The sequence below is a fragment of the Streptomyces sp. NPDC101132 genome (assembly GCF_044759225.1).
GTDB lineage: Bacteria > Actinomycetota > Actinomycetes > Streptomycetales > Streptomycetaceae > Streptomyces.
Window position 1 is genome coordinate 592,758 of sequence record NZ_JBIVYX010000003.1, and the last position, 16,296, is coordinate 609,053.

Consider the following 16,296-nt stretch of genomic DNA (forward strand, 5'->3'; position numbering starts at 1 on the left):
AGGCCCCCGTGAACGACGAGACCGCGCACGACGGCACGTACGAAGACCCCTACCTGATCATCTCCTCCGACTGCCACGCGGGCCTGCCCACCGAGCAGTACCGCCCGTACCTCGACTCCCGCTTCCACCCGCAGTTCGACGAGTTCCTCGGCGAGCGCGACGCCCGCCGCGAGGAGGCCACCCGGCTGGGCATCCGCAACGAGGCCTTCGCCGAGAAGTGGTTCCAGGACAACGAGGAGGGCCTCAGGGGCGGCTGGGACACCGCCCAGCGCCTGAAGGAGCTCGACGGCGACGGCGTGGCCGGCGAGGTCGTCTTCCCCGACGCGGACGCCGTCGACAGCCAGACCGCCGCCCCCTTCGGCGTCGGCCTCGGCCTCTCCGGCGACCAGGACCCCGACCTCGGCATGGCCGGCGCACAGGCGCACAACCGCTGGCTCGCCGAGTTCGTCTCCGAGCACCCCGAACGCCACTGCGGCGTCGCCCTGCTCCCCGTCACCGGCGACCCCGACGCGGTCGTCGCCGAGATCCACCGCGCCAAGGAGTCCGGCCTCGGCGCCCTGATGATCCCCTCGATGTGGGTCGACAAGGCCCCGTACCACGACCGCCGCTACGACCGGATCTGGGCCGCCGCCGCCGAGACCGCCATGCCGGTGGTCACCCACTCCGGCGCCGCGCCCCGCCACGAGTACGGCGACCACCTCGGCATCTACGTCTCCGAGGTCACCTGGTGGCCCGCCCGCCCGCTGTGGTTCCTGCTCTGGTCGGGCGTCTTCGAGCGCCACCCCGGCCTGAAGTTCGGCGTGGCCGAGTCCGGCTGCTGGTGGCTGCCCAACCAGCTGTGGTTCATGGACCGCCTCTACCTCGGCGCCCACGGCGGCAAGAAGCTCTCGCCCTTCGCCGAGCTGAAGCGCCCCCCGAGCGAATACCTGGACCGCCAGGTGTTCGTCTGCGCCACCAACACCAAGCGCCGCGAACTCGCCCAGCGCTACGAGATCGGCGTCGACAACATCCTCTGGGGCTCGGACTTCCCGCACCCCGAGGGCACCTGGCCCACCACCCGCCAGTGGCTCCGCAACACCTTCCACGACATCCCGGTCGCCGAGACCCGGCGCATGCTCGGCCTCGCCGCCGCCGAGGTCTTCGGCTTCGACACCGCCGAGCTCGCGCCCCTCGCCCGCCGCATCGGCCCCACCCCGGCGGACCTCGGCCAGTCGCCCGACCAGCCTGCCGTCGAGGCCTCCTGGGCCCGCTCCCGCGAGACCGGCCGCCACTGGCTGACCGGCGGCGACTTCCCGGTCCTGGGGGTGAACGGATGACGGCCGCCCGCCCGGACGGCACCGGCGACGAGCGCTACACGGTCATCTCGGCGGACTGCCACGCCGGCGCCGACCTCCTCGACTACAAGCCGTACCTGGAGAAGAAGCACCACGACGACTTCGACGCCTGGGCTGCCACGTACGTCAACCCGTACGAGGACCTCCTCGCCGACACCGCCGACCGCAACTGGAACTCCGACCGCCGGCTCGCCGAACTGGAGGCGGACGGCATCGTCGCGGAGGTCGTGTTCCCCAACACCATCCCGCCCTTCTTCCCCAACGCCTCCCTGATGGCGCAGCCGCCCACCCGCGCCGAGTACGAGCAGCGCTGGGCCGGGCTGCAGGCCCACAACCGCTGGCTCGCCGACTTCTGCGCGCAGGCGCCGGGCCGGCGCGCCGGTGTGGTCCAGATCCTCCTGAACGACGTGGACGCGGCCGTGGCGGAGATCCGCCGCACCCGCGAGGCCGGCCTGACCGGCGGCATCCTGCTGCCGGGTGTCCCGCCCGGCTCGGCCGTCCCCGAGCTGTACTCCGAGGTCTACGACCCGATCTGGGCGGTCTGCGCCGAACTGGACGTCCCCGTCAACCACCACGGCGGCTCCGCCTCGCCGCCCCTCGGCCCGGAACCCGCGGCCCGCGCGGTCTTCATGGTGGAGACCACCTGGTTCTCGCACCGCGCCCTGTGGCACCTGGTCTTCGGCGGCGCCTTCCGGCGCCACCCGGAGCTCAGGCTGGTGCTGACCGAGCAGGGCTCCGGCTGGATCCCGGGCGTGCTCGACATGCTGGACTACTACCACGGCCGCCTGGTCTCCGCCGCGACCCGGGCCGCCACCGCGGAGTCCAAGTTCGGCGCGGGCCTGGCGGACGCGATGGGCAAGGGCCCGAGCGAGGTCTGGCGGGACAACTGCTTCGTGGGGGCGAGCTTCATGCGCCCGCACGAGGTGCCGCTGCGGGAGCGGATCGGCCTGGACAAGATCATGTGGGGCAGCGACTACCCGCACGACGAGGGCACCACGCCGTACTCCCGCGAAGGCCTCCGCATCGCCTACGCGGGCCTCCCGCGGGAGGAGGTCGCGGCCATGGCCGGCGGCAACGCGGCCCGCGTCTACGGCTTCGACCTCACGCTGCTGGACGCCCTGGCCGCCGAACACGGCCCGACGGTCGCGGAGATCGCCGAGCCGCTGACCCGCACCCCACCGGAAGCCACCAGCCCGGCCTTCGCAGTGGGGGGCTCGGTCCGGGTCTGGTGAGGGTCCCGCGCGGAGCGGCCCGAGCCCCGTACCCGAGCCGCTCCCGCGGGACGCGCCCCGCCCCGCGGCCGGCCGTGCCCCCGTATCCCGAACCCCCGGTAACCCCGCCGGATACCGATCGGTAACAACCCCTGGCGCCCCCGCAGCGGCGGCTCTATCTTTCGCTCATGCCGAACCTGCCCGACGTGGTGCTGTGGTCCATACCCGCCTTCGTGCTGCTCACGGTCGTCGAGGTGGTGAGCTACCGGATCCGTCCCGACGACGAGGCCGCCGGCTACGAGGCCAGGGACGCGGCCACCAGCATCACCATGGGGCTCGGCAGCCTCGGGTTCGACCTCCTCTGGAAGGTCCCCGTCGTCGCCGTCTACGGCGCGGTGTACGAACTGACCCCGCTGCGCGTGCCGTTCCTCTGGTGGACCGTCCCGCTCATGCTCCTCGCGCAGGACTTCTGCTACTACTGGCAGCACCGCGGCCACCACGTGGTCCGCCTCCTGTGGGCCTCTCACGTGGTCCACCACAGCAGCCGGAAGTTCAACCTCTCCACCGCTCTGCGGCAGCCCTGGACCGGCGCCACCTCCTGGCCCTTCTACCTGCCGCTGATCGCCCTCGGCGTGCACCCGGCGGCCCTGGCCTTCTGCTACTCGGTCAACCTCGTCTACCAGTTCTGGATCCACACCGAGCGGATCGGGAAGCTGCCCCGCCCCGTCGAGTACCTCTTCAACACCCCCTCGCACCACCGCGTCCACCACGCCTCCCAGGGCGGCTACCTGGACCGGAACTTCGGCGGGATCCTCATCCTCTGGGACCGCGTCTTCGGCACCTGGACGGGCGAGACGGCCAAGCCCGTCTACGGCCTGACCAAGAACATCACCACCTACAACCCGCTGCGCGTCGCCACCCACGAGTACGCCGCCATCGCCCGCGACGTACGGACCGCCGCCTCCTGGCGCGAGCGCGCCGGCCGCCTCTTCGCCGGCCCCGGCTGGCAGCCGCAGCCCGTCCCCACGGCCGAGCCCGTCCCCACCGCCGGGCCCGTTCCCACGGCCGGGCCCGTCCTCACCGCCGAGCCCGTCCCCACGGCCCAGCCCGTCCCCACCGCCGGGCCCCGCATCGCCCCCGCCCCCGCGCCCACCCCCACGGAGTCCCCCGCATGACCGCCCCAGCCCCCTCCGCCCCGCGCCCCGCCGGGCCCCGGATCCCCTCCTGGGCCCAGCCCCGGCTCGCCGGGCGGCGCGAGAGCGTCGGCCGCGCCCTGCTGTACGCCTTCGGCGCCGCGAGCGCCCTCGACCTGGCCGCACTGCTGGCCGGCTGGCACCCGGGGCACCTGATCGCCAAGCCGCTGCTGATGCCGCTGCTCGTGGCGTACGTACTCACCCGCCGCGCCCCGCGCCTGCTGGTCGCGGCCCTCGCGTTCGGCTGGGGCGGCGACGTGGCCCTCCTCTTCGACGCCGACGCGGCCTTCCTCGTCGGCATGGGCTCCTTCGCCCTCGGCCACGTCTGCTACCTCTTCCTCTTCGGCACCGGCCCCGGCAGGAGCCGCGTCCACCCGCTCGTCGGCGCCGGGTACGCCGTCGCGCTGGTCACCACCGTCGCCCTGCTCTGGTCCGGCCTCCCCGCCGAGCTGCGCGGCCCCGTCGCCGGGTACAGCCTGCTGCTCACCGCCATGGCCTGGCGGTCCGGCGCCCTCGGCCGCACCGCCGCCGCGGGCGGAGCCCTCTTCCTGCTCTCCGACACCCTGATCGCGACCGGCGTCGCCGGGTGGCCCCAGCTCCCCGGCACCGGCGTCTGGATCATGGCCACGTACCTGGCGGCCCAGTACCTGCTGGCCGCCGGAACCCTCACCGCGCGGCGGGGCGTACGGTAGGGAGGTCACACCCCGACACCCCGACCGACCCCGAGGAACGCCGAACATGCGCGCCACCGTCATCCACGCCCCGCACGACATCCGCGTGGAGGAGGTGCCGGACGCAGCCGTACGCGAGCCGAAGGACGCCGTCGTCCGCGTCCTGCGCGCCTGCATCTGCGGCAGCGACCTGTGGGCCTACCGCGGCGAGGCCCAGCGCCAGCCCGGGCAGCGCATCGGCCACGAGTTCCTCGGCATCGTCGAGGAGACCGGCTCCGAGGTCTCGGGCTTCCGCGCCGGCGACCTCGTCGTCGCGCCCTTCATGTGGTCCGACGGCGTGTGCGACTACTGCACCGAGGGCCTGCACACCTCCTGCGTGCACGGCGGCTTCTGGGGCTCGGTCGGCTACGACGGCGGCCAGGGCGAGGCCGTCCGCGTCCCGCATGCCGACGGCACGCTCGTGAAGCTGCCCGCCGACGCCGCCTCCGACGACCACCTGCTCACCGCCCTGCTCGCCCTCTCCGACGTCATGGGCACCGGCCACCACGCGGCGCTGGGCGCCGGGGTCCGCGAGGGCGCCACCGTCGCCGTGGTCGGCGACGGCGCGGTCGGGCTGTGCGGCGTGCTCGCCGCCAAGCGGCTGGGCGCCGGGCGCATCATCGCCATGGGCCGGCACGCCGCCCGTACCGACATCGCCAAGCTGTTCGGCGCGACCGACGTCGTCGCCGAGCGCGGCGAGGCCGCCGAGGCCGCCGTGCGGGAGCTGACGGGCGGCCAGGGCGCGCACTGCGTCATCGAGGCCGTCGGCACCGAGCAGTCCATGCGGACCGCCGTGAACATCACCCGCGACGGCGGGGCCGTCGGCTACGTCGGCGTCCCGCACGGCAGCGGCACCGGCCTGGACCTCGGCGTGATGTTCGACCGCAACATCACCCTGCGCGGCGGCGTGGCACCGGTCCGCGCCTACCTGCCCGAGCTGCTGAAGGACGTCCTCGACGGCACCATCGACCCGTCCCCGGTCTTCGACCGCGCCGTCTCCCTCGACGAGGTGCCGGACGGCTACCGCGCGATGGACGACCGCAGCGCCCTGAAGGTCCTCATCAAGCCCTGACCGGCCCGGGACACGGCGACGCACGGCGAGGGGCCCGGGCGGGATCGCATCCCGCCCGGGCCCCTCGTGTTCCGTCACCCGGCTCGTGCCGGCGCCGGCGGTGTGCCGGCGCCGTCCCTCCAGAGAGCCGTGGTCCCGTCGTGCCGGTCCCGTCGCCGGGGCCGTGGCCCGACTGCTACTCGACGGCGCGCAGCGCGTTGACGATGCCCGCGCCGTAGTAGCCCGTCTGGGTGCCGTACGACTCGCAGGTGGTCGCGTCGACCAGCACGCCGGCGGCGTTGTAGATCTTGTCCGGGCACTCGGCCTGGTCGGCCTGCGCCTTCATCAGACCCTGCACCTGGCCCGGCGTCAGCCAGGGGCGCTTGCTCTTGATGAGCGCGGCGACGGCGGCCACGTGCGGGCCGGCCATCGAGGTGCCCTGCTTGTAGCCGTAGCCGCCGCCCGGGAGGGTCGACAGCACGCGGCCGTTCTTGTCCGGGGTGTCCGGGATCTGCCACTTGTCGCCGCCGGGGCCGGCGACGTCGATGACACCGAGGCCGTACGACGAGTAGTACGAGCGCAGGCCCTGGACGCCCGTGGCCGAGACCGACACGACGCCCGGGAGCTGCGTGGGCAGGTCCAGGCACTTGCTCGGGTCGATCGTGCGCGGCACCGGGGTGGTGTCGTTCGGGCTGGTGGTGTCCTCGATCGAGTCCGCCGCCAGGTCCCAGTTCGAGTTGCCGGCGGAGGCCACGTTGAGCGTGCCCTTGCGCTCGGCGTACTTCGTGGCGCGGCCGATCGCCTCGACCAGGGCCTTCTGGTCGGCGTCGTCCTTGCAGTTGAAGTACCACGGGTCGACGTAGTAGCTGTTGTTCGTGACCTCGATGCCGTGGTCGGCGGCGAAGACGAAGCCGCAGACGACCGCCTCGGTGTAGAACAGGCTGGTGGCGGGCTCGGAGACCTTGATGCCCGCGACCTTCACGCCCGGCGCGACGCCGCTGATGCCGATGCCGTTGCGCGCGGCGGCGATGGTGCCCGCCACGTGCGTGCCGTGGTCGCTGCCGTCCGCGTACGGGCGCCAGGCGCCGTCCGTGGTGTCCGCGACGCCGCCGACACAGTTGGCCGACTGCTCCTTGGAGAAGTTCGGGGCCAGATCGGGGTGGGTGTCGTCGACACCCGTGTCGATGACGCCGACGGTGACCGACTGGCTGCCATCGTTGATCTTGTGCGCCTCGTCGGCCTTGATCGTCCGCAGGTCCCACTGGTTGGGCTCCAGCGGCTCCTCGCCCGGGGCGGCCTCGGCGGCCGCCTTGGCGGCGTCCTCCGCGCTCAGCACCTGGGTGGCGCCCTCGTCGGTGGTCTGCACGACCGACAGCGGGGCCGTACGGGTGGCGCCCGCGGAGCTCACGCCCTTGACGGCGCGGACCTGCCGGGCGAAGTCCGGGTTCTGGGAGTGCGCGACGATGACGCCGATCTGCTCATACGCCGTCACCACGGTGCCGCCGGCCAGCTCGATCGCGCGCTGTACGTGCTTCGACGTGCCGGGGCCGTAGCGGTCGAGGTTCACCACGTACGAGAGCTTGGGACCGGTGGTGTCGGAGGCGGCCGCGGTGACCTCGTCCAGGGTGGCGGCGGAGGCCGACACCGAGGGCAGGAAACCGAGCGAGGCCGTGAGCGCCAGGCCGACCGGCAGCGCGAGGGCGCGCCGTCGTCTGGATCCCAGATGAGCCATGGGTTCTCCACATCATCCGTGAAAAAGCCGTCCTCACGCAGGTCGCGTTGGACGGGTACATGACGAGTGAAGCTAGCGCCGATCTTCCCGCACAAGCAATGAATTCCGAAAGAAAAATCGGGTGTTGAACCGTCCTGCCCCGTCAGCCGTGCCGTTGACAGGGGGAGGGCGCCATTCCGTCCCCCCTCGGAGGTCGTTTTGTCCGTTCCCACCGCACCCGCCCCGCAGGGAGAACCCGTGAGCACCGAAGCGCCCCCGCCCCGCAGCACCGAGGACGGCCGCCCGCCCGGCCCGTCCCCCGAGGAGTTCGCGGCCGTCCAGGAGAGCCCGGAGTTCGCCGAGCTGCGCCGCTCGTACCGGTCCTTCGCCTTCCCCCTGACCGTGGCGTTCATCGCCTGGTACCTGCTGTACGTGCTGCTGTCCAACTACGCGGGCGGCTTCATGGGCATCAAGATCTACGGCAACGTGAACGTCGCCCTGGTGCTCGGCCTCGCCCAGTTCGCGACCACCTTCCTCATCGCCTGGTGGTACTCCCGGCACGCCGCGACCGCCCTGGACCCCAAGTCCGAGGCCATCAAGTCCCGCATGGAAGGCACGGAATGAGCCACCCCCTCCTCGCCCCGGCCGTCCCGCTCGCGACCGGATCGGCGACCGAGCACCGCCCCCTGATCATCACGCTCTTCGGGCTCTTCGTCGTCGCCACCCTGATCATCACCGTCTGGGCCGGCCGCCAGACCCGCGACGCCGCCGACTTCTACGCGGGCGGCCGCCAGTTCACCGGCTTCCAGAACGGCCTGGCCATCTCCGGCGACTACATGTCCGCCGCCTCGTTCCTCGGCATCGCCGGAGCCATCGCGCTCTTCGGCTACGACGGCTTCCTCTACTCCATCGGCTTCCTGGTGGCCTGGCTCGTGGCCCTGCTGCTGGTCGCCGAGCCCCTGCGCAACTCCGGCCGCTACACGATGGGCGACGTCCTCGCCTACCGGATGCGCCAGCGGCCCGTACGCACCGCCGCCGGCGTCTCCACCATCGTCGTCTCCATCTTCTATTTGCTCGCGCAGATGGCCGGCGCCGGCGTGCTCGTCTCCCTGCTGCTCGGCATCACCAGCGACGGCGGCAAGGTCGCGATCGTCGCGCTGGTCGGCGTACTCATGATCGTCTACGTGACGATCGGCGGCATGAAGGGCACCACCTGGGTCCAGATGGTCAAGGCCGTCCTGCTGATCGCCGGCGCCCTGCTCATCACCTTCCTGGTGCTGCTCAAGTTCGACTTCAGCGTCTCCGAGCTGCTCGGCAAGGCCGCGGAGAACAGCGGCAAGGGCGCCGCCTTCCTGGAGCCCGGCCTGAAGTACGGCGCCACCGCGCTCTCCAAGCTCGACTTCATCTCCCTCGGCATCGCCCTCGTCCTCGGCACCGCCGGCCTGCCCCACATCCTGATCCGCTTCTACACCGTCCCCACGGCCAAGGCCGCCCGGAAGTCGGTGAACTGGGCAATCGGCATCATCGGCGCCTTCTACCTGATGACCATCGCCCTCGGCTTCGGCGCCGCCGCCCTGCTCGACCGGGACGCGATCATCGCCTCCAACAAGGCCGGCAACACCGCGGCGCCCATGCTCGCCGAGGCCGTCGGCGGCGGGGCCGGCTCCACCGGCGGCGCCGTCCTGCTGGCCGTCATCTCCGCCGTGGCCTTCGCGACCATCCTCGCCGTGGTCGCCGGCCTCACCCTGGCCTCCTCCTCGTCCTTCGCCCACGACCTCTACGCCAACGTGATTCGCAAGGGCAACGCCACCGAGAAGGAAGAGGTACGGGCCGCCCGCTGGGCCACCGTCGGCATCGGCGCCGTCGCGATCGGCCTCGGCGCGCTCGCCCGCGACCTCAACGTCGCCGGCCTCGTCGCGCTCGCCTTCGCCGTGGCCGCCTCCGCCAACCTGCCGACGATCCTCTACAGCCTCTTCTGGAAGCGCTTCACGACCCAGGGCGCTCTCTGGTCGATTTACGGTGGCCTGATCTCGTCGGTCGTCCTGGTGCTCTTCTCCCCGGTCGTCTCCGGCAAGCCCACCTCGATGTTCAAGGACGCCGACTTCTCCTGGTTCCCCCTGGAGAACCCCGGCATCATCTCCATCCCCCTGGGCTTCCTGCTCGGCTGGCTCGGCACCGTCCTCTCCAAGGAACCCGCCGACCCGCAGAAGTACGCCGAGCTGGAGGTGCGCTCCCTCACCGGCACCGGAGCCCACTGACACCGCCCGCACACCCAGCGTGACCGCGTCGTACTTCTCTACGACGCGGTCGCGCCACGTCTCGTTCCTTTGGGCACCTCTCCCTGTAACACGCGTCGCGTAGGCTCGAACATGTAGTGATCCTCTACAGATTCCGGACACGGGAGGGGGCCCACAGTGCTCATCGACACCTTCGGCCGAGTGGCCACTGACCTGCGTGTCTCGCTCACCGACCGGTGCAACCTGCGCTGTACGTACTGCATGCCGGAAGAGGGCCTGCAGTGGCTGGGCAAGTCCGACCTGCTGACCGACGAGGAGATCGTCCGCCTGGTCCGGATCGCGGTCACCCACCTCGGCATCACCGAGGTCCGCTTCACCGGCGGCGAGCCCCTGCTCCGCCCCGGCCTGGTCGGCATCGTGGAGCAGTGCGCCGCCCTGGAGCCGCGCCCCAGGATGTCCCTCACCACCAACGGCATCGGCCTCAAGCGCACCGCCACGGCCCTCAAGACCGCCGGCCTCGACCGCGTGAACGTTTCGCTCGACACCCTGCGCCCCGAGGTCTTCAAGACCCTCACCCGCCGCGACCGCCACCACGACGTGATCGACGGCATGGCCGCCGCCCGCGACGCCGGCCTCACCCCCGTCAAGGTCAACGCCGTCCTGATGCCCGGCCTCAACGACGACGAGGCCCCCGACCTGCTGGCCTGGGCCGTCGCCGAGGGCTACGAGCTGCGCTTCATCGAGCAGATGCCGCTGGACGCCCAGCACGGCTGGAAGCGCGACGGCATGATCACCGCGGGGGACATCCTCGCCTCGCTGCGCACGCGCTTCACCCTCACCGAGGAAGGCTCCGAGGAGCGCGGCTCCGCCCCCGCCGAGCGCTGGATCGTCGACGGGGGCCCGGCGACCGTGGGCGTCATCGCCTCCGTCACCCGGCCCTTCTGCGGGGCCTGCGACCGGACCCGGCTCACCGCGGACGGCCAGGTGCGCACCTGCCTGTTCGCCACCGAGGAGTCGGACCTGCGCGGCGCACTGCGCTCGGGCGCCCCGGACGAGGAGATCGCCCGCCTGTGGAAGGTGGCGATGTGGGGGAAGAAGGCCGGCTCCGGACTCGATGACCCGTCCTTCCTCCAGCCCGACCGGCCGATGTCGGCGATCGGCGGCTGACCCGGGACCACCGGCTACGGCGCCTCCGGCTCCCGCCACTCCGACAGCTCCACCACGTCCTTCAGGAAGCCGCGCACGCCGAGGAACTGCGACAGGTGCTCGCGGTGCTCCTCACAGGCCAGCCACGTCTTGCGCCGCTCGGGCGTGTGCAGCTTCGGGTTGTTCCAGGCCAGCACCCAGACGGCCGGCGCGCGGCAGCCCTTGGCGGAGCAGATCGGTTCGGAGGGGGATTCGGTGGGGGAGATCACGCCTCAACCCTAGAAGACGAAACGACGACGCCGAGCAGCCACGGGGGGAGCTGCCCGGCGTCGGTCTGTCGCTCCGACGGGGGATGCGGAGCGCGTAGGCAGTATGTCACGCAGGACCCGGTGCGGTGCACCGGAACTTCATGATTGATCTGAGCTTTTCTTGAGGTTTCCCGCCTCCAGCGCCGGGCGCACCGGCGCCGGGACGAAGTGGGAGGGCAGCGAAGGCGCCCGCTCGCGGCCCGCGTTGGCGATGACCACCGCCACGTAGGGGAGCAGCGCGCCCGCGACCAGCGTCACGACCGCGATGTGCCGCTCCACGTTCCAGAGCACCACCGTGAGGATCACCGAGATGGTCCGGATGCCCATGGAGATGACGTAACGGCGCTGGCGGCCGCGCACGTCCTCGGCCAGTCCCTGCCGGGCCCCGGTGATCCGGAAGACCTCGGCTCCGTTCCGCTTCCGCATCGTTGCACCACCCGTTCCGCACGCCGGACACTCCCTTGTCCGGACACCCCTCCACGGTACGCCGGGCCGGCGGGGACGAGGAGAGGGGGGTACCGCCGACGGCGCAGGCACCCTCCGCCGTCCCCCGGACGGACGTGCCCGACATGCGGCATTCGGCGGACCGGACGAGACTGGCCGCACATGCGCATCAGCGCGCGCGAGGAGGCGACATGAGCTGGTTGTGGGCGATCATCGTCGGATTCGTGCTGGGTCTGATTGCCAGGGCCATCCTGCCCGGCAAGCAGCACCAGCCGCTCTGGCTCACCACGGTGTTCGGCATCCTGGGCGGTGTCCTCGGCAACGCGGTCGCCGGCTGGATCGGGGTCGGCGAGACCCGCGGCATCGACTGGACGCGCCACCTGCTCCAGCTGGCCGGTGCCGTCGCCGTCGTGGGGCTGGGCGACATGCTCTACCTGCAGCTCCGCGGCAAACGCCGGACGGCCTAGGGGCGCGGGTACGCCGAGGGGGCCGGCCCGGACGTCACGTCCGGACCGGCCCCCTCGGCGTGTTCCGCCGGCCTCGCGGCCGGATCAGCCGGTGACCTCCACCGCGGCCAGGCTCTTCTTGCCCCGGCGCAGCACCAGCCAGCGGCCGTGCAGCAGGTCCTCCTTGGCGACGGCGGCCTCCTCGGAGGCGACCTTGGCGTTGTTCACGTACGCGCCGCCCTCCTTGACCGTCCGCCGCGCGGCCGACTTGCTCGCGACCAGGCCGGTCTCCGCGAACAGGTCCACGACCAGGCCCGGCTCCGCCACCTTGGCGTGCGGCAGCTCCGACAGGGCGGCGGCCAGCGTCGCCTCGTCCAGCTCCGCCAGGTCGCCCTGGCCGAACAGCGCCTTCGACGCCGCGATCACGGCGGCGCACTGGTCCGCACCGTGCACCAGCGCCGTCAGCTCCTCGGCGAGCGCCCGCTGCGCGGCGCGCGCCTGCGGCCGCTCGGCGGTCTGCGCCTCCAGCTCCTCCAGCTCCTCGCGGCTCTTGAAGGACAGGATGCGCATGTACGTCGAGATGTCCCGGTCGTCCACGTTCAGCCAGAACTGGTAGAACGCGTACGGCGTGGTCATCTCCGGGTCCAGCCAGACGGCGCCGCTCTCGGTCTTGCCGAACTTGGTGCCGTCCGCCTTGACCATCAGCGGCGTCGCCAGCGCGTGGACCTGCGCCTCCGGCTCCAGCTTGTGGATCAGGTCGAGGCCGGCCACCAGGTTGCCCCACTGGTCGGACCCGCCCTGCTGGAGCGTGCAGCCGTACCGGCGGTAGAGCTCCAGGAAGTCCATGCCCTGGAGCAGCTGGTAGCTGAACTCCGTGTAGCTGATGCCCTCCTGCGACTCCAGCCGGCGCGCGACCGAGTCCTTGGTGAGCATCTTGTTGACCCGGAAGTGCTTGCCGATGTCCCGCAGGAACTCGATCGCGGACAGCCCGGCCGTCCAGTCCAGGTTGTTCACCATGACCGCCGCGTTCTCGCCCTCGAAGGACAGGTACGGCTCGATCTGGCCGCGCAGCCGGTTCACCCAGTTCGCGACCGTCTCCGGGTCGTTCAGGGTGCGCTCGGCGGTCGGCCGCGGGTCACCGATCTGCCCGGTGGCCCCGCCGACCAGCGCCAGCGGCCGGTGACCGGCCTGCTGGAGCCGCCGGACGGTCAGCACCTGCACCAGGTGGCCGACGTGGAGCGAGGCCGCGGTCGGGTCGAAGCCGCAATAGAACGTGACCGGGCCGTCCGCGAACGCCTTGCGCAGCGCGTCCTCGTCGGTGGACTGGGAGAACAGTCCGCGCCACTTCAGTTCGTCGACGATGTCCGTCACGATCTCTCGACTCCTCGATCAGCTGGGAAAACTACAAAATCGCGCCCGGATCAGTCTATGGGCGTCACACGCCCTTGCTGACCGAGCTCATGTTGAAGTCCGGAATGCGCAGCGCGGGCATCGCGGCCCTGGTGAACCAGTCGCTCCACTCGCGCGGCAGGGTCCGCTCCGTCCGCCCGGCCTCCGTGGCCCGCGACAGCAGGTCCACCGGAGACTCGTTGAAGCGGAAGTTGTTCACCTCGCCCACGACCTCGCCGTTCTCCACCAGGTACACCCCGTCCCGGGTCAGGCCGGTCAGCAGGAGCGTCGCCGGGTCGACCTCGCGGATGTACCAGAGGCAGGTCAGCAGCAGACCCCGCCCGGTGGCCGCCACCATCTCGTCCAGGGACTTCTCGCCGCCCCCGTCCAGGATCAGGTTCCCGAAGCCCGGCGCCTGGGGGAGGCCCGTCAGCGCCGCGGTGTGCCGGGTCGTGGTGAGGTGGGCCAGCTCGCCCCGCCGCACCCACTCCACCTCCGGCACCGGCAGCCCGTTGTCGAACACCGACGCGTCGTCCCCGGAGCTGTGCGCGATCACGAACGGCGCCGACTCCAGGCCCGGCTCCGACGGGTCGCTGCGCAGCGTCAGCGGCAGCTCGGTCAGCCGCTCGCCGAGCCGGGTGCCGCCGCCCGGCTTCGAGAACACCGTCCGGCCCTCCACCGCGTCCCGCGCCGACGCCGACCACATCTGGTAGATCAGCAGGTCCGCCACCGCCGTCGGCGGCAGCAGCGTCTCGTACCGCCCGGCCGGCAGCTCGATCCGCCGCTCCGCCCAGCCCAGCCGTACGGCCAGCTCCGCGTCCAGCGCCGCCGGGTCCACGTCCTTGAAGTCCCGGGTGGCCCGCCCGGCCCATGCCGACCGCTGCCGGTCCGGCGACTTGGCGTTCAGCTCCAGCGTGCCGTTGGGCTGGTCGTGGCGCAGCCGCAGCCCCGTCGACGTTCCCACGTACGTGGAGACCAGCTCGTGGTTGGCGAAGCCGTACAGCTCCCGGCCGCCCGCCCGGGCTCGGGCGAAGGCCTCGCCCAGCGCCGGGGCGAAGTCCCCGAACACCGCGGACGAGGTCTCGGCCGGCGCCTCCGTGAAGTCCGCCGACACCGGCACCCCGGACACCAGCGGCTGGGCGTCCTCGGCGGCGCCCGCACCCCGCGCGGCCGCCTCGGCGGCCCGTACCAGCGGCTCCAGGTCCGCCTCCGTGACCGCGGACCGGGAGACCACGCCCGAGGCGGTGCCCTCCTTGCCGTCCACCGTCGCGATCACCGTGAGCGTGCGGCCGCGGGTGACGCCGTTGGTGGTCAGCGCGTTCCCGGCCCAGCGCAGGTTGGCCGTCGACTCCTCGTCGGCGATCACCACGCAGCCGTCGGCCGTGGACAGCTCCAGGGCCCGCTCGACGATCTCGTGGGGCTTCGTGCTCCGGGTCATCGACCGGCCTCCTGCGTGGTGTTCAAGATGTTGACGCCGCGGAACAGCGCGGACGGGCAGCCGTGCGACACGGCCGCGACCTGGCCCGGCTGGGCCTTGCCGCAGTTGAAGGCACCGCCCAGCACGTACGTCTGCGGGCCGCCGACCGCCTCCATCGACCCCCAGAAGTCCGTGGTGGTCGCCTGGTACGCCACGTCGCGCAGCTGGCCCGCCAGCCGCCCGTTCTCGATCCGGAAGAACCGCTGGCCGGTGAACTGGAAGTTGTACCGCTGCATGTCGATCGACCAGGACCGGTCGCCGACCACGTAGATGCCCCGCTCGACCCCGCCGATCAGGTCCTCCGTGGACAGCCCGCCCGGGTCCGGCTGCAGCGACACGTTCGCCATCCGCTGCACGGGGACGTGCCCGGGGGAGTCCGCGTACGCGCAGCCGTTCGACCGGCCCAGGCCGGTCAGCTTCGCGATCCGCCGGTCCAGCTGGTAGCCGACCAGCGTGCCGTCCTTCACCAGGTCCCAGGACTGCGCCTCGACGCCCTCGTCGTCGTACCCGATGGTCGCCAGGCCGTGCTCGGCCGTCCGGTCGCCCGTCACGTTCATGATCGGCGAGCCGTAGACCAGCTTGCCCAGCTGGTCGAAGGTGGCGAAGGAGGTGCCCGCGTACGCCGCCTCGTAGCCCAGCGCGCGGTCCAGCTCGGTGGCGTGCCCGATCGACTCGTGGATGGTCAGCCACAGGTTGGACGGGTCGACCACCAGGTCGTACCGGCCGGCCTCCACGCTCGGCGCGCGCATCTTCTCCGCCAGCAGCGACGGGATGGTCTCCAGCTCGCCGTCCCAGTCCCAGCCGGTGCCGGTCAGGTACTCCCAGCCGCGGCCGGCCGGCGGCGCCAGCGTCCGCATCGAGTCGAACTCGCCGCTCTTGTCGTCCACCGCCACCGCGGTGATCGAGGGGTGCACCCGCACGCGCTGCTGCGTCGTGACGGTGCCCGCGGTGTCCGCGTAGAACTTGTTCTCGTGCACGGCGAGCAGCGCGGCGTCCACGTGCGCCACCCCGTCCGCCCGCAGCAGCCGGGAGCTCCAGTCGGCCAGCAGCGCCGACTTCTCCTCGTCCGGCACGGAGAAGGGGTCGACGTCGTACGCGGAGACCCAGGTCCGGTCGGCGTGCACCGGCTCGTCCGCCAGCTCCACCCGCTCGTCGGACCCCGCCGCCTTGATCACCTTGGCGGACAGCTGCGCCATCGCGACGGCCTGCGAGGCCACCCGGGCCGCGCCGTCCATGGTCAGGTCCACGCCCGAGGCGAAGCCCCAGCTGCCGCCGTGCACCACGCGCACGGCGTAGCCGAGGTCGGTGGTGTCCGAGGAGCCGGACGGCTTGGCGTCGCGCAGCCGCCACGAGGCGCTGCGGATCCGCTCCAGCCGGAAGTCGGCGTGCTCGGCGCCCAGGGCACGGGCGCGCGCGAGCGCCGCGTCGGCGAGCGCGCGCAGCGGCAGCGCCGTGAACGACGCGTCGATGGAATGAGGCACGGATGTCCTCCTGTGGTCGGGACCGGTCGCCCCGATCATGTCGCTTCCGCGGCCCGCTTGCCTACCGCTTTCTGTAGGGACTCGACAGAGCCCGTCACGATGCCCTGTCGAGGCCCGATTCCTCGTACGCACGACCGGACCGATAGGTTTCCGGTATC

At 72.1% G+C, this 16,296-nt stretch carries 15 protein-coding genes; 9 read left to right on the forward strand and 6 right to left on the reverse strand.

Features of this window, described 5'->3' with window-relative positions; genetic code table 11:
- Positions 1 to 8 precede the first annotated feature (8 nt).
- From ACIQUR_RS10265 to ACIQUR_RS10285, 5 genes are all read left to right on the forward strand, one after another.
- On the forward strand, positions 9 to 1,316 hold the full coding sequence (locus ACIQUR_RS10265) for an amidohydrolase family protein (RefSeq protein WP_403661286.1): 1,308 nt from the start codon (positions 9 to 11) through the stop codon (positions 1,314 to 1,316).
- Entirely contained in the window at positions 1,313 to 2,566 is a 1,254-nt protein-coding gene (locus ACIQUR_RS10270; RefSeq protein ID WP_403661290.1) for an amidohydrolase family protein, read from the forward strand. The genes ACIQUR_RS10265 and ACIQUR_RS10270 overlap by 4 nt, the downstream gene beginning before the upstream one ends.
- A 167-nt stretch (positions 2,567 to 2,733) precedes the next feature.
- A complete protein-coding gene (locus tag ACIQUR_RS10275) occupies positions 2,734 to 3,720 on the forward strand; it encodes a sterol desaturase family protein (protein WP_403661293.1) in 987 nt (328 codons plus the stop codon).
- Positions 3,717 to 4,430 (forward strand): lysoplasmalogenase, encoded by a 714-nt coding sequence (locus ACIQUR_RS10280; RefSeq protein ID WP_403661296.1) that lies wholly within the window; start codon positions 3,717 to 3,719, stop codon positions 4,428 to 4,430. Before ACIQUR_RS10275 ends, ACIQUR_RS10280 begins: the two co-directional genes overlap by 4 nt.
- Before the next feature lie 46 nt (positions 4,431 to 4,476).
- Positions 4,477 to 5,520, forward strand: coding sequence for a zinc-dependent alcohol dehydrogenase family protein (locus tag ACIQUR_RS10285; protein WP_403661299.1), 1,044 nt, complete (start codon positions 4,477 to 4,479; stop codon positions 5,518 to 5,520).
- Between the two features lie 175 nt (positions 5,521 to 5,695).
- Here ACIQUR_RS10285 and ACIQUR_RS10290 read toward each other — a convergent pair whose 3' ends face one another.
- On the reverse strand, positions 5,696 to 7,231 hold the full coding sequence (locus tag ACIQUR_RS10290) for a S8 family peptidase (protein ID WP_403661302.1): 1,536 nt from the start codon (positions 7,229 to 7,231) through the stop codon (positions 5,696 to 5,698).
- Positions 7,232 to 7,468: 237 nt separating this feature from the next.
- On the opposite strand from ACIQUR_RS10290, the gene ACIQUR_RS10295 reads away from it, so the two are divergent.
- The 3 genes from ACIQUR_RS10295 (at position 7,469) to moaA (ending at position 10,614) form a co-directional block, all read left to right on the forward strand.
- The gene (locus ACIQUR_RS10295; RefSeq protein WP_403661305.1) at positions 7,469 to 7,834 is read left to right on the forward strand and encodes a DUF485 domain-containing protein; all 366 of its coding nucleotides are present in this window, start codon (positions 7,469 to 7,471) and stop codon (positions 7,832 to 7,834) included.
- Positions 7,831 to 9,468, forward strand: coding sequence for a cation acetate symporter (locus ACIQUR_RS10300; RefSeq protein WP_403661308.1), 1,638 nt, complete (start codon positions 7,831 to 7,833; stop codon positions 9,466 to 9,468). Before ACIQUR_RS10295 ends, ACIQUR_RS10300 begins: the two co-directional genes overlap by 4 nt.
- Before the next feature lie 156 nt (positions 9,469 to 9,624).
- Entirely contained in the window at positions 9,625 to 10,614 is a 990-nt protein-coding gene (gene moaA / locus ACIQUR_RS10305; protein WP_403661311.1) for a GTP 3',8-cyclase MoaA, read from the forward strand.
- A gap of 14 nt (positions 10,615 to 10,628) precedes the next feature.
- Here moaA and ACIQUR_RS10310 read toward each other — a convergent pair whose 3' ends face one another.
- Both ACIQUR_RS10310 and ACIQUR_RS10315 read right to left on the reverse strand, forming a co-directional pair.
- Positions 10,629 to 10,862 (reverse strand): hypothetical protein, encoded by a 234-nt coding sequence (locus ACIQUR_RS10310; RefSeq protein WP_403661314.1) that lies wholly within the window; start codon positions 10,860 to 10,862, stop codon positions 10,629 to 10,631.
- 138 nt (positions 10,863 to 11,000) lie between these two features.
- Positions 11,001 to 11,327 (reverse strand): DUF3099 domain-containing protein, encoded by a 327-nt coding sequence (locus ACIQUR_RS10315; RefSeq protein ID WP_399940410.1) that lies wholly within the window; start codon positions 11,325 to 11,327, stop codon positions 11,001 to 11,003.
- Between the two features lie 209 nt (positions 11,328 to 11,536).
- Between ACIQUR_RS10315 and ACIQUR_RS10320 the strand changes: the two genes are divergently transcribed.
- A complete protein-coding gene (locus ACIQUR_RS10320) occupies positions 11,537 to 11,812 on the forward strand; it encodes a GlsB/YeaQ/YmgE family stress response membrane protein (RefSeq protein ID WP_403661317.1) in 276 nt (91 codons plus the stop codon).
- Positions 11,813 to 11,896: 84 nt separating this feature from the next.
- Here the strand turns inward: ACIQUR_RS10320 and tyrS are convergent, their stop codons facing one another.
- From tyrS to ACIQUR_RS10335, 3 genes are all read right to left on the reverse strand, one after another.
- On the reverse strand, positions 11,897 to 13,162 hold the full coding sequence (gene tyrS, locus ACIQUR_RS10325) for a tyrosine--tRNA ligase (protein WP_403661320.1): 1,266 nt from the start codon (positions 13,160 to 13,162) through the stop codon (positions 11,897 to 11,899).
- Between the two features lie 64 nt (positions 13,163 to 13,226).
- Positions 13,227 to 14,618: a metallopeptidase TldD-related protein gene (locus ACIQUR_RS10330; protein WP_403661323.1), complete on the reverse strand. Its 1,392-nt coding sequence runs from the start codon at positions 14,616 to 14,618 to the stop codon at positions 13,227 to 13,229.
- Positions 14,615 to 16,138, reverse strand: a complete 1,524-nt coding sequence (locus ACIQUR_RS10335) for a TldD/PmbA family protein (RefSeq protein WP_403661326.1) — start codon at positions 16,136 to 16,138, stop codon at positions 14,615 to 14,617. The genes ACIQUR_RS10330 and ACIQUR_RS10335 overlap by 4 nt, the downstream gene beginning before the upstream one ends.
- Positions 16,139 to 16,296: the final 158 nt, after the last annotated feature.

What these genes read in the sequence shown, in the direction of transcription:
- ACIQUR_RS10270 (WP_403661290.1), top strand. Translation starts at nt 1,313, where the DNA reads ATGACGGCCGCCCGCCCGGACGGCACCGGCGACGAGCGCTACACGGTC.
- ACIQUR_RS10275 (WP_403661293.1), top strand. Translation starts at nt 2,734, where the DNA reads ATGCCGAACCTGCCCGACGTGGTGCTGTGGTCCATACCCGCCTTCGTG.
- ACIQUR_RS10280 (WP_403661296.1), top strand. Translation starts at nt 3,717, where the DNA reads ATGACCGCCCCAGCCCCCTCCGCCCCGCGCCCCGCCGGGCCCCGGATC.
- ACIQUR_RS10285 (WP_403661299.1), top strand. Translation starts at nt 4,477, where the DNA reads ATGCGCGCCACCGTCATCCACGCCCCGCACGACATCCGCGTGGAGGAG.
- ACIQUR_RS10290 (WP_403661302.1), bottom strand. Translation starts at nt 7,231, where the DNA reads ATGGCTCATCTGGGATCCAGACGACGGCGCGCCCTCGCGCTGCCGGTC.
- ACIQUR_RS10300 (WP_403661308.1), top strand. Translation starts at nt 7,831, where the DNA reads ATGAGCCACCCCCTCCTCGCCCCGGCCGTCCCGCTCGCGACCGGATCG.
- ACIQUR_RS10315 (WP_399940410.1), bottom strand. Translation starts at nt 11,327, where the DNA reads ATGCGGAAGCGGAACGGAGCCGAGGTCTTCCGGATCACCGGGGCCCGG.
- ACIQUR_RS10320 (WP_403661317.1), top strand. Translation starts at nt 11,537, where the DNA reads ATGAGCTGGTTGTGGGCGATCATCGTCGGATTCGTGCTGGGTCTGATT.
- ACIQUR_RS10330 (WP_403661323.1), bottom strand. Translation starts at nt 14,618, where the DNA reads ATGACCCGGAGCACGAAGCCCCACGAGATCGTCGAGCGGGCCCTGGAG.